Origin of the sequence: Streptomyces sp. AcH 505, assembly GCF_000818175.1 — a bacterium.
Taxonomy (GTDB): domain Bacteria; phylum Actinomycetota; class Actinomycetes; order Streptomycetales; family Streptomycetaceae; genus Streptomyces.
Genome location: NZ_JTIY01000001.1, coordinates 5,764,641 through 5,775,605, shown reverse-complemented (window position 1 = coordinate 5,775,605; position 10,965 = coordinate 5,764,641). Strand labels below are relative to the sequence as shown.

The 10,965-nt window shown below is 72.0% G+C and carries 9 protein-coding genes; 2 read left to right on the top strand and 7 right to left on the bottom strand.

Annotated elements, in window-relative coordinates:
- The 5 genes from HY68_RS25875 to HY68_RS25855 form a co-directional block, all read right to left on the bottom strand.
- A partial coding sequence (locus HY68_RS25875) for a cytochrome P450 (RefSeq protein ID WP_041992943.1) occupies nucleotides 1-1,292 on the bottom strand: 1,292 nt, incomplete at its 3' end.
- 80 nt (nucleotides 1,293-1,372) lie between these two features.
- The gene (locus HY68_RS25870; protein ID WP_041992940.1) at nucleotides 1,373-1,987 is read right to left on the bottom strand and encodes an ATP/GTP-binding protein; all 615 of its coding nucleotides are present in this window, start codon (nucleotides 1,985-1,987) and stop codon (nucleotides 1,373-1,375) included.
- On the bottom strand, nucleotides 1,968-2,339 hold the full coding sequence (locus tag HY68_RS25865) for a DUF742 domain-containing protein (RefSeq protein ID WP_041992937.1): 372 nt from the start codon (nucleotides 2,337-2,339) through the stop codon (nucleotides 1,968-1,970). Before HY68_RS25865 ends, HY68_RS25870 begins: the two co-directional genes overlap by 20 nt.
- Entirely contained in the window at nucleotides 2,336-2,743 is a 408-nt protein-coding gene (locus HY68_RS25860; protein WP_041992935.1) for a roadblock/LC7 domain-containing protein, read from the bottom strand. Before HY68_RS25860 ends, HY68_RS25865 begins: the two co-directional genes overlap by 4 nt.
- Nucleotides 2,740-4,431 (bottom strand): ATP-binding protein, encoded by a 1,692-nt coding sequence (locus HY68_RS25855; protein WP_041992932.1) that lies wholly within the window; start codon nucleotides 4,429-4,431, stop codon nucleotides 2,740-2,742. Before HY68_RS25855 ends, HY68_RS25860 begins: the two co-directional genes overlap by 4 nt.
- Nucleotides 4,432-4,774: 343 nt before the next feature.
- On the opposite strand from HY68_RS25855, the gene HY68_RS25850 reads away from it, so the two are divergent.
- Both HY68_RS25850 and HY68_RS25845 read left to right on the top strand, forming a co-directional pair.
- Entirely contained in the window at nucleotides 4,775-5,632 is an 858-nt protein-coding gene (locus HY68_RS25850; protein WP_041992929.1) for a helix-turn-helix transcriptional regulator, read from the top strand.
- Between the two features lie 157 nt (nucleotides 5,633-5,789).
- Entirely contained in the window at nucleotides 5,790-7,079 is a 1,290-nt protein-coding gene (locus tag HY68_RS25845) for a D-alanyl-D-alanine carboxypeptidase (protein ID WP_041992926.1), read from the top strand.
- On the opposite strand, the gene HY68_RS25840 is transcribed toward HY68_RS25845, so the two are convergent.
- The gene (locus HY68_RS25840) at nucleotides 7,073-7,894 is read right to left on the bottom strand and encodes a pentapeptide repeat-containing protein (protein WP_041992923.1); all 822 of its coding nucleotides are present in this window, start codon (nucleotides 7,892-7,894) and stop codon (nucleotides 7,073-7,075) included. The two genes, HY68_RS25845 and HY68_RS25840, sit on opposite strands and share 7 nt — an antisense overlap.
- Nucleotides 7,895-7,993: 99 nt before the next feature.
- Nucleotides 7,994-10,603, bottom strand: coding sequence for an AAA family ATPase (locus tag HY68_RS25835; RefSeq protein ID WP_241778682.1), 2,610 nt, complete (start codon nucleotides 10,601-10,603; stop codon nucleotides 7,994-7,996).
- Nucleotides 10,604-10,965: the final 362 nt, after the last annotated feature.

Sequence of the window (10,965 nt, the reverse complement as noted above, 5' to 3'; positions counted from 1 at the left end):
GGCGGCCGGGGCGCGAACGCCACCGGCAGCGCGTCGAGCTGACGGGACATCAGAGCGGCCGTCCAGCTCAGCTCCGACTCCTCCACGGCGAGCTGGAGGTCGGGCAGCCGCAGCAGCAGCGCGTCGATCCCGGTGTCGGCGATGGCGCGGCCGATGTCCTGGCCCGGACATTCGTGCGGGCCGCCGCTGAAGGCGAGATGCGCCCGGTTGCCCTGCATCGACGCGCTCCGGTCGGGACGTACCACCGGGTCGACGTTGGCGGCGGCGATCCCCACGACGAGCGCGTCGCCCGCCTTGATGTGCTGGCCGCCCAACTCGGTGTCCCCGACGGCCCAGCGGCCGAAGATCGTGGTGAACGGCGGCTCGTCCCAGAGGGTTTGCTCCACGGCCTCGGGCAGCGTCATATGGCCGCCGCTCAACTGCGCCCTGAAGCGCGGGTCGGTGAGCACCATTCGCAGCACGTTGGCGATCAGGTTGGCGGTCGTCTCGTACGCCGCGATCAGCACGAGCCGCAGATGCTGACTGCACTCGGCGTCGGTGAGCCCGGCCGGGTGCTCGGTGAGCCAGGTCGCGAAGTCCTCCTCGGGGGCGTTTCTGCGCCGGGCCACCAGCCGGTCGAGCGCCGCCATCACATAGGCGTTGCTCTCGTTGGCGGTCGCCGTGCCCTTGATCATGTCGCGCGCGGCGTCCACGAGCCGCTGGTTGTACTCCTCCGGCATGCCGATGATCTGCGCCATCACCATCATCGGCAGATGTTCGGCGAACCGGCTCACCAGGTCGGCCTTGCCGTCCTCGCAGAACTCGTTGACCAACCGGTTGCTGTAGCGGTTGATGTAGCGCCGCACACCGCGGTGGTCGATGCGGGCGATCGAGTCGGTGACGGCGCCGCGCAGCCGCTCGTGATCCGCGCCGTCGGCGAAGACGCAGATCGGCTGCCAGGTGAAGACCGGCGCGAGCGGGTGGTCGGGAGGCACACTGCCGTCGTTCAGGGCCCGCCAGCGGCGCGAGTCCCGGGAGAACTGCGAGGGCGTACGGGTCATGTGCAGGTTCTCGCTGTGGCCGAGTACGAGCCAGGCGGGCGCGTCGCCCTGGAGCAGCACGGGTGCGACGGAGCCGTGTTCGGCGCGCAGCTTCTCGTAAAGACCCATGGGGTCGCGCTCGGCCTCCGGCCCGTAGAGCCGGCGCAGTCCGTTGGGGGTCAGGCCGCCGGTCGCCATGCCGTGGGCGGGGCAGCCGGGGGGCGGTACCGCGTGGTCGTCCGTTCCTGGCAGATGCGAATAGGGGGTTGTCACGGTCACTCCTGTGATGAGGCAGGGAAGTTGGGGCTGGGGGCTGTCCGGCCCGCTCCGGCCGGAAGCCCTGGCGGCGCCGGTCAGCCGCGCGGCAGCGCGAGCGAGTGCAGATAGCGCATCAGCGTCAGCAGCACATCGCGGCTGGACGCCCGCAGTCGCGCGTCGCAGTCGACCATCGGGACCTCGTCGGGCAGGTCGAGGGCGGAGCGCAGCGCCTCGACGGGGTGGCGCGGCGCGTCGGGGAAGGTGTTGATCGCGACGACGAACGGCACCCCGCGCTCCTCAAGGCGTCCGATCACGTCGAAGCTGACTTCGAGCCTGCGGGTGTCGACCAGCACGACGGCGCCGAGCGCGCCTTCGAAGAGGCCGTTCCACAGGAACCAGAAGCGCTCCTGTCCCGGGGTGCCGAAGAGGTAGAGCACCAGTTGTTCGGTGATGCTGATCCGGCCGAAGTCCATGGCGACGGTGGTCGCCGTCTTGCTCTCGACGCCGGAGTTGTCGTCCACGCCGACGCCGGCCTGGGTCATGGTCTCTTCGGTGGTGAGCGGTCTGATCTCGCTGACCGAGCCCACCATGGTGGTCTTGCCGACCCCGAACCCGCCCACGATCACGATCTTGACCGCCGAGGTCGCGGTGGTGGGGAGCACGTCCTCGCTCCGGGGTCCGGTGATCGTGTCAGAGTTTCTGAAGTCCATGCATCACCGCTTCGAGAAGGGACCGGTCGGGCAGCGCGGCACGTGCGACGGGCGCGCGCGACTCGACGAGTTCGGTGCCGAGGAGTTCGGTCAGCAGCGCGGTCACCACGCTGAAGGGCAGGCTGAGATAGGCGGACAGTTCGGCGACGGACAGCGGCGCCCGGCACAGCCGCAGGATTGCGGCCTGTTCGGGCGGCACCGTGGGCGACGGCGGGACCCGGGCGACGATCATGGTGACCAGGTCGAGAGGGGCGCGTTCGGCGCCGTCAGGTCCGCCGGTGATCACATAGAGCCGTTCCGGATCCCCCACGTCCGCCCGGGGGCTGCGGCGCTCGCGTTGGGGAGGGGTCATCCGCCCTGCCCGTCGTGGCGCGGCGGACTGGTCAGATGGGCGCCGATCCGTACGACCATGTCCCGCATCCGGGCACCCACCAGACCCGCGTCCACCGTGTCGTCGGCGAGGACGGCGAGATACGCGCCGGCGCCCGCCTCCATCAGGTAGAAGAAGCCGCCGCCGACCTCGATGACGACGAGCCGCATCCGGCCGTCGCTCATCGGGATCTCGGCGGCGACGGCGGCCGCCAGGCTCTGCAGTCCCGCGCAGGCCGCGGCGAGCCGGTCGGCGACATCGGGGTCGCCGCCGTGCCTGGCGATCCTGAGCCCGTCGGCCGAGAGCACCACGATCTGCTGGATCTGCGGCACCCCGGTGGCCAGCTCCTTGAGCATCCAGTCCATGTTCGCCCGCTGCTGGATCACTTCAGGTCCCCCTTGCCCCACGTGTCATCGGAATCGTCTTGCCCGCCGGCGCTGCCCGGCTGCTGTCCCTCGTCGTGCGACGGCTCCTGCGGGGTGCCGTTGACCGCCTTGGTGAACGCTTCGAGCCAGATGCCGGGGCCCGGCCGGCGGCCTTGCCCGTCGCCGCCGTTGGTGCCGTTGGTGCCGTTCGCACCGCCGTGGGTGCCGTTGGTCTCCGCGGCGGGTGGCGCCGACGCCGCCGCGGCGTTCCGGGCGACGAGTCCCAGATTGTGCGAGCCCAAGGGGGCCCGGGTCCGGCTGCGCCGCTGCGGCAGGCCGTTCTCGGTCCACTCGGTCACCACCGGAACGTCGTCCTCCAAGGCCGCCATCACTTTCGGTGCGGAGCGCGGCGCCGGGGCGGGAGCCGGTACGGACGGCTGCGGGCCGGTCACCGGCCGGGGCGGCGGCGGTCCGTCGACGGAGCGCAGGGCCTCCTTCAGCGGCAGGGCCATACCGGTGCCGCGCGGCAGCGCGGAAGCGCCGATGCCGTGGGCGATGCCGGGCGCGGGTCCTGTGGTGACGACGTCGCGCGGTACGACGAGCACCGCGCGTACACCGCCGTAGGCCGACTGCCGCAGCGAGACCTGGAGGTTGTACATCTGGCAGAGCCGGCCGACGACGGCCATGCCGAGCCTGGGCGTCTCGCCGAGGTCGTTGAGGTCGATACCGGCCTGGGCCTGGGCCAGCATGCGCTCGGCCCGGGTGCGGGCCTCTTCACTGAGGCTGACCCCGCCGTCCTCGATCTCGATCGCGATGCCCGTCTGCACCTCGACGGCGGTGACGTGCACCCGGGTCTGCGGCGGCGAGTAGCGGGTGGCGTTGTCGAGGAGTTCGGCGCAGGCGTGGATGAGCGGTTCGACGGCGGTGCCGATGATGGCGACCTTGGCGATCGAGTGCAGATCGACGCGCTGGTACTCCAGGATCCGCGACATCGCGCCGCGCAGCACGCTGAACAGCGGTACCGGCCTGGGCCATTGGCGGCCGGGGCGGGCCTTGCCGAGCACCGCGATGCTGTCGGCGAGCCGGCCGATCAGCGCGGTGCCGTGGTCGATCCGCAGCAGGTCGTCGAAGACCTCCGGGTTACGGCCGTGGTCCTCCTCCATCTCGCGCAGTTCGCTCGCCTGTTGGTGCACGATGGCCTGGACGCGGCGGGCGATGTTGACGAAGGAGCGCTGCGCGGATTCCCGCATGGCTTCCTCGTTGTCGACGATCTCCAGGATGGCGCGGAGCAAGGCGCGCTGCGCGTCGGGGAGTTGCCGGTAGCGGTCGTCGCCGTCCACGACGGCGCGGATCACTTCGAGCGGTGACTCGCCCTGCCGCAGCCGGTAGATGGCTGCGGGCATCAGCTCCTTGCCGAGCCGCACCAGGTCGTCGTCGTGCTCGGCCACACAGCGTTCGAGAAAGCCGAGGCGGTGCGCGTACTGCTCGCGCAGGGCGCTCGCCACCCGGCCGCGGTGGATGATCTCGGCGGCGCACCAGGTCACGGTGACGGTGGCGAGCGCGCCGTAGATCACGACGGGTATCCGGGCGGAGCCGTCGACGAAGGCCACCAGGGCGGCCGTGGCGGCCACCATCAGCACGGCGGGAACCACAAGCGCGCGGACAACGGGGGATGTCTGATCATTCGGGGGTGCTTCGAGACGAACCATGTAAGCCCTCTGGCGGTCGATTCAGGTCGGATTATTCGAACCATCAGGGCACGGGGGAACAAGTGCCTGATTTCGTGTCAACTCGGCGCGCTCCGCGAGAGCTTAGCCCCGGCCGATCAGCGCATCGGCATATTCACGCAACCCTCTGCACGACCCCCGCCGAGAGGCATACACTCGCCCGTTCGCACACTACGCAGCGGTCACGGCACGAAGAGTGAGCACACATGTACGGCCTTAGCCTCTCGATACGAACACATGAGCGATTCATAGGGACGGCGCGTTGTCACCGTGTGTGGGCGTGCGGCGCCAGGCAGTGTCCGGCCGACCCGCTGATACTGGAGAAATGACCCGACACGGAGAGCTGGGCACGGCCCTGCACCGATGGCGTGACCGGATCGCACCGGCCGAGGCCGGGCTGCCCGCCGAGTGGTCCCGGCGGGCGCCCGGGCTGCGGCACGAGGAGCTGGCGGAGCTGGCAGGTCTGTCAGTGGACTACGTCGTCCGGCTGGAAGAGGGGCGGGCGACCTCCCCCTCGGTCCAGGTACTGAGCGCGCTGGCGCGCGCCCTGCGGCTGTCCGAGGAGGAACGCAGACATCTCTTCCTGCTGGCGGGCCAGTCCCCGCCGGCGGCCGGCCGTATCCCGGCCCATATCCCGCCCAGCGTCCAGCGGCTGATCGACCAGCTCGGCAGCACACCGATCGGTGTCTACGACGCGGCCTGGAACCTGGTCGCCTGGAACCCCCTGTGGGCGGCGCTCGTCGGCGACCCGGCGGCGGCGACGGGCCGCGACCGCAACGCGGCGTGGCGGCACTTCACCGGCCGGCCGAGCCGGGTCAGCCACACCCCCGAGCAGGAGGCCCGCTTCGAGGCCGCCCTGGTCGCCGACCTCAGATCGGCCGCCGACCGCTACCCCACCGACGCGAACCTGCGCTTCCTGGTCGGCGAGCTGCGCCGGCTCAGCAGCCGGTTCAGCCAGCTGTGGAAATCGCACATCACCGGCTTCCACGAGAGCGACATGAAGACCGTCCACCACCCGGACGTCGGCCCTGTCACCTTCGACTGCGACACCCTCACGGCGCCCGGCAGCGATCTGCGGCTGGTCGTCTACTCGGCGCCGCCCGGCAGCGAGGCGGCGGAGACTCTGCCGCTCCTCGACGTGATCGGCACCCAGCCGATGCCCGCGGCGCAGTCCGGAAGCTGATCTCCGGTACGTCCCGTAGGCCCCCGTCACCCGTTCGTCCTAACGAGGGCCGGCCGGCCCGGCGCCGCCGGGCCGGGACGGGCGGCCACGGAGAGTGATACGTCCGGTCGGCTCAGGCGGCGGTGCGGGATACCCGGACCGTTCCTACGGTGGCTGAATGATCATCAGATCCGTGACGCGCTCCGCGCTCGCCGGGACGGTGGCTCTCGCCGCCGGCCTGCTGGTCCTCGTACCGGCGCCGTCCCCGGCAGCCGCCGACCCCCGAACCGATCCGTCAGCGCGGCCCGTGCAGGGCGCGCGGTCCGACCGGGCAGCGCTGCCCGCCGACCCCGCCCTGCTCTACGGGTCCGGCACCCAGGTGCGCACGGCGCCCGGCGCGCCCGCGCTCCCCTCCGAGGTGTCCGCCCTGTCCTGGCTGGTCTCCGACGCGGACACGGGCGCCGTGATCGCCGCCCACGACGCGCACCGCAGACTGCCGCCCGCCAGCACCCTCAAGACCCTCTTCGCCCTCACCGCCCTGCCGCATCTGCCGGCGCAGACCCTGCACAGGGTCACCAGCTCCGACCTCGCCGGCATCGGCGAGGGCAGCAGTCTGGTGGGGGTCGTCCCCGGCCACACCTACCGGGTCGCCGACCTGTGGCGGGGCGTCTTCCTCAGCTCCGGCAACGACGCCGTGCACGTACTCGCCGCGATGAACGGCGGTGTGGAGTCGACGGTCAGTCAGATGCAGCGCAAGGCACAGCTGTTGGGAGCCCTCGACACCCATGTCGTCTCCCCCGACGGGTACGACATGCCGGGGCAGGTCTCGTCGGCCTACGACCTCGCCGTCTTCGGCCGGGCGGGCCTCGCCGACCCGCAGTTCGTGGGGTACTCCTCGACCGCCGACGCGCAGTTCCCCGGCGACAAGACGGCCACCTTCGGCATCCAGAACACCAACCGGCTGCTCAGCGGGGCCGACGGGGTCACGCGCTACCCGGGGCTGATCGGGGTCAAGAACGGCTATACGACGAACGCGGGCAACACCCTGGTCGCCGCGGCCCGGCACGGCAGCCGCACGGTGCTGGTGACGGTGATGAACCCGCAGTCGGGCGAGTCGAACGCCGTGTACGCGGAGGCCAGGAGGCTGCTGGACTGGGGCTTCGCCGCCGCCGGGCACGTACGTCCGGTGGGCTCGCTGCAACCGGCCCCGGTGGTGCCGCCGAAGCTGCCCACCACTCCTGACACGGTGCGCACCGGCACCGGCGCGCTGCAGAAGGCGCTGGATACGGCGCACGGCGCGCACGGGGCACATCCGGCGGCCCTCGCGGGGGCCGACGCGGCCGAGGGGGAGCCGGCGTCGGCGTACATCCTGCCGCTGGCGCTCACGGGTTCGGCCGCCTTGGGGTCGATCGCGCTCTTCGTCTTCCGCCGCACGGGCCGCCGCCGCGGCGGCCCGACCGATCAGTGAGCCGGCTGCCAGTGCGCGGGCCGGACGAGTGAGCCGGGCAGCCGGGTCGCCGCGTCGCCCTTCGCCGCCTGGAGCTGCGGCTGGGTGAGGAAGATCGCCCCGGTCAGATCGGCGCCGCGCAGATCGGCGTCCCGGAGGTCGGCGCCGATGAGATCGGCGAGCCGCAGATCGGCGCCGCGCAGGTCGGCGGCGATCAGATACGCGCCGCGCAGATCGGCCCCGCGCAGATCGGCGCCCTTGAGCCGGGCGCCGAAGAGGTCCGCCCCCCTGCGGTTCTTGCGCTTGCCCGGCACCTGGGCCCGTACGAGTTCGCTCGTACGGGCCAGCAGGGCGCTGACGCCCTGCCGGTGCGCCGCCACGTCCAGCGCCAGCAGGGAGTCCGCGTCGCCCAGGGTCAGCCGCTCCGTCGCCGCCAGCTCACGGGCCAGGTCGGCGCGGAGCGGACGGGCCCGCGGCAGCGTCGTCGCCTCGGTGAGATGGCGGAGCATCTCCTGGAGCTGGCGCATCACGGGCAGCAGGGCGAACATCTGCCCGGCGCTCTCCGGTGCCTCGCGCCAGTCGCGGCCGCCGAAGGTGTGCTGGGAGATCTTCTGGCCCGCGCCGAAACAGTCGTAGACCGTGCAGCCCGCGTAACCGCGCGGGCGCAGGTCGTCGTGGATACCGCAGCCGAAGCCGGTCCCCAGATGACGGCAGGGCTCCCCCGCCTTCTTGGCCACGGGGAAGTCGGCGGAGACCGAGAAGGTCAGGGCGACACAGCACAGCCCGAAGCAGGCACCGCAGTCGGCCCGCAGGGCGGGATCGGTCGGCTGGGGCATGACTCTGCTTTCCTGCGTGGAACGGTGGCAGGGCCAGAATACGGGGTGCCGGCGACCGGCCAGGGCCTGATCCGGACGACGATACTGCGCGGACACGACCTAACGGCGCAGGCTGTCCGACTCCAGCGCCCGGCGGGCCCGGGCCACCACCCCGTCCGCGCCGCAGGCCTCGGCCAGTTCCAGCCCCGCGGAGAGTTCGGCGACGAACCCGGCGGCGATGCCGTACTCGACCCTGGCGTGGGCGAGTTCGTAGGCGCACGGGGAGGCTTCCAGATGGGAGACGGCCTGGGCGAGCAGTTCGACCGCCTCCGGCCCTTCCTTGAGGGACGCCGAGCAGCACAGGGCGACGCCGATGGCGGTGTGCGTACCGAAGCGCTCCGCCCGGTCGCGCGCGTACGCGGCGAGCTGCGCCGCCTTCGCCGGGTCGTGTTCGGCGAGGGCGGTCGCGAGGTCCAGGGCCCACGGCGCCATGATGATGTTGTGCCGTCCCCGGGACGTCAACGCGTCGCCGGCCGCTTCCAGTTCGGCGATCCCCTCGGACGTACGGCCGAGGGCCAGCAGCAGCCGGCCGCGAACGGACGGTGCGTCAGGAATGACGATGGTGGACGAGTACGGCGGCGCGAACGCGTACTGTTCGGCGGCCTCCCTGGCCCGGTCGACATGTCCTCGGGCGAGGAGTGTGTCGATGAGCATGCAGGCGGCGTCCCAGTGCATGGGCAGTCCGTCGCCCACCCGGTCGGCGAGCCGCAGGCTCTCGCGCAGATACGTCTCGGCCTCGGCCAGCCGGCCGCGCCTGCGGTTGAGATACCCGACGAGTGTGTAGGCGAAGGCCAGATGGCCGCCGCTCCAGCCGGAGATCTCGAAGGCGCGCAGCCCTTCGGTGAACAGGCTCTCCGCGCGGTCCAGCCGGTCGGCGAAGGCGTAGGCGAGCCCCAGCAGTGCCGGGGGTTCGAAGCCCCACGCGGTGTCGGTCCAGCCGGTGCCCGGCGCCAGCATCCCGTCCAGCAGGGCCCGTTCGGCGATCTCGACGATCTCTTCGGCGTTCTCGCCGCGCGCCGTCGCGTCGGAGGCGCGCAGCATCAGCATGACCCGCTCGGTGTTGTCACGGCCGCTGAGTTCGCCCGCCATCTCGGCGAGCCGGGCGGAGCGGGCGTGGCCGTCCTCCTCGACGGCCTGCACGCCCTCCCACAGGAAGTGCGCGGTCTGCAGCCGCATCCTGGCGGGGCCCTGCGGGGTGCGGGCCGACTCGGTGGCGAGCAGGTGCGACGCCTCGCCGGTCTGGTTGTTGTGGGTCAGGGCCTGGGCGAGGTGGAACACCACGTCGACCCGCAGCTCCTCGTCCAGCTTCTTCGTCTCCAGCGCGGCGCGCAGATGTCCGGCCGTGGTGGCCGGTGAGGTCAGCAGGGTGGCGCAGCCCAGCTCGTACAGCACACGGGCCCGTACCCGGGGCAACGGCGGCTCCGCCAGGGCGCGTTCGAGGCATCTGCGGGCGGCGTCGGGGGCGCCGATCGCCAGGTTCTCGGCGGCCGCGTCACGCAGCTGCTGGACGAGTTCCGGGTCCTCGTCGGGCTGCACCTCCAGCAGGTGCGGCGCGGCTTCGACCACGCCACGGCCGCTGTTCACGATCACCCAGGCGGCGACGCCGTGCATCGCGGTACGGGTCGCGTGAGGGATCGACCGGTAGACGTCGTTCGCGATGAGCGGGTGGACGAACTCCAGCGGGTCGGTGCCCACCAGGATCCGGGCCGCGCGCAGCTGTTCGGCGCATTCGGCGGCGAGTTCCCGGTTCATACCGGTCAGTTGTGAGGCGAGGTCCATCGAGATGCCGGTGCCGAAGATGGCGGCCGCGCGGGCGAAATTCGTTGCGGGGACGCCGAGTTCTTCGAGCCGGGTGATGAGTCCCTCACCGTGCGAGCTGGCGCCGAGGGCGCGCAGCAGGCCCGCGGAACTCTCGACCGGCAGGAGGGCGCTCTCCCGTACCCGGGCGAGCAGTTCGACCGTCTCGTACGCGTTGCCCGCGGTGACCGCCCAGACTTCGCGGCAGAACGGGTCGTCGGCCGCCTCGCCGAGCGCGGCGCGCACCAGGCCCGCCGTCGCGTCGGGGGTCAGCTCGCGGAGGGTGACCTGCAACTTGGCCGCGGCGCCGAGGATCTGGAGGTATTCCTCGGCGGGGCCGCCGGCCTCCTCGGTGCGGTAGGCCACCACGACGAGGACGGAGCGTCCGCCGGTGGGGCGCCGGGTGTACGAGGTGAGCCAGGCAAGGGTTTCGGGGTCGGACCACTGCGCGTCGTCGACGACGAGTACGAGCGGTCCGTACTCCTCGGCGAGCCGGTCGACCAGGGCGTCCAGCGCGTCCCTGACCCCTTGCGGGTCGGCGTGCTGTTCACCGGGCGGCGCTATGCCGAGCGCGGGTCCCGCGATCTCGTACCGGTCGCCGAGTAACTCGCGGGCGTCCGGGACCTGATTGCTCGTCAGGGCGACGTGCAGCAGCTGCCGTACGACATGGAAGGGGACGGAGTTGACGGTCTCGCCGCCCCGCGCCGTCCACACCGTGCAGCGTCCGTCGGCGAGTTTCGCGACTTCGGAGAGCAGGGCCGTCTTGCCGAGTCCCGCCGCTCCCCGGTAGACGAGCAGCGCCGCCGAAGGCTCGTCGGCGCAGAGCGCGTCCAGGGCGTGGGAAGCTGCGGCGAGTTCGGATTCACGCTCCATCAGCGGAAGGGTGACCGATTGCTCCGGCCGGGGCGCCATCGGCCCCTCCCCTCTCCTCAATCCGGTGCGCAGTCCTCGGTACGGTGCGCAGGTCAGATGACGAGGGTAGCCCCAGCCGTCCGGTGTGGCGCTCAATCCGCGCGAATTCGGCCGAACGGCTGCGGAAGTCCCTTCGCGTCAGGGCGGTTTCCCGCTCACGGCCGGTGCGCACCGCCGCGACGGAGGAGCGAACCGGCCGTTTCGCGCATGCCTTCGGCGTCCCCCGGGGCGATCCCGGCGGCCGTCAGGGCCGCGCGGAAACGTTCGGGGCGGGCCAGCAGCCTGCGGCCGTCCGCCCGGCCCGCCGCCCAGCCGAGCAGCCA

Excerpts from the sequence above, each read along its gene's own strand:
- HY68_RS25850 (WP_041992929.1), top strand. The coding sequence starts at position 4,775 with ATGACCCGACACGGAGAGCTGGGCACGGCCCTGCACCGATGGCGTGAC.
- HY68_RS25855 (WP_041992932.1), bottom strand. The coding sequence starts at position 4,431 with ATGGTTCGTCTCGAAGCACCCCCGAATGATCAGACATCCCCCGTTGTC.
- HY68_RS25865 (WP_041992937.1), bottom strand. The coding sequence starts at position 2,339 with ATGACCCCTCCCCAACGCGAGCGCCGCAGCCCCCGGGCGGACGTGGGG.
- HY68_RS25870 (WP_041992940.1), bottom strand. The coding sequence starts at position 1,987 with ATGGACTTCAGAAACTCTGACACGATCACCGGACCCCGGAGCGAGGAC.
- HY68_RS25835 (WP_241778682.1), bottom strand. The coding sequence starts at position 10,603 with ATGGAGCGTGAATCCGAACTCGCCGCAGCTTCCCACGCCCTGGACGCG.
- HY68_RS25840 (WP_041992923.1), bottom strand. The coding sequence starts at position 7,894 with ATGCCCCAGCCGACCGATCCCGCCCTGCGGGCCGACTGCGGTGCCTGC.
- HY68_RS25845 (WP_041992926.1), top strand. The coding sequence starts at position 5,790 with ATGATCATCAGATCCGTGACGCGCTCCGCGCTCGCCGGGACGGTGGCT.